General features: G+C 63.9%; 1 pseudogene. It reads right to left on the minus strand.

Annotated features, from left to right (window positions below):
* Positions 1 to 775: pseudogene (locus ACG02S_RS26200) on the minus strand (reverse transcriptase domain-containing protein); the annotation flags it as partial.

The following is a 775-nucleotide window of genomic DNA, read 5'->3' on the forward strand; positions in this document are numbered from 1 at the left end:
GCCGGTGGCGCAGCCACTCGTCCAGCGTGCGCCAGACGTTTGGCGTTTGCGCCATGCCGAAGTACGCCTTTCAGCCCAGCAGGTAGGGCCGCAGCCTCTGCACCACTTGCTCCATGCTGCGTCCGCCCGAGCGGCTGGTGAGCTCTCGGATCCGCGCTTTGAAGTTACCCAGTGCCTTGGAGGCCACTGCGCATTTCACCTCGCGCCCTTTGGAGACCCAGAGCTCGTAGCCCAGAAACTTGCGCCCGAAGGCGCTGCACACGGCACTCTTGGCTTCATTGACCTGACGCTTCAGCTTGCCGTATAGCTTCCTGAGCCACGCCAAAACCCGTTCGCCCGCCTTGGTGCTGCCCACATAGACATTGGCGTCATCGGCGTAGCGCGCTAAGCAGTAGCCCTCCATCCATGATCCCGGCGTTCAGGTACGCACGGATGAGCCGCAGGACGGCTGTATCCGGGATGCGCTTCCTGAGCCGGTCTACAAGGATGTCGTGGTTCACCCGGTCGAAGAATTTCGCCAGGTCCACGTCCACCACCACGCGCTTGCCAGACTGGACATAGGCTCGGGCGGCTTTCACCGCGTCGTGCGCACTCCGGCGCGGCCTGAACCCGTGGCTGTGTTCGCTGAAGGTGGGATCGATCAGCGGTTGCAGCACTTGCAGCAATGCCTGCTGGATCAGCCGGTCCGTTACCGTCGGGATGCCGAGCTCGCGCTGGCTGCCGTCCGGCTTGGGGATCATCACTCGCCGTACCGGCTTGGCCGGTACTTGCCTGC

Origin of the sequence: Pelomonas dachongensis (assembly GCF_043555865.1) — a bacterium.
Classification (GTDB): domain Bacteria; phylum Pseudomonadota; class Gammaproteobacteria; order Burkholderiales; family Burkholderiaceae_C; genus Pelomonas; species Pelomonas dachongensis.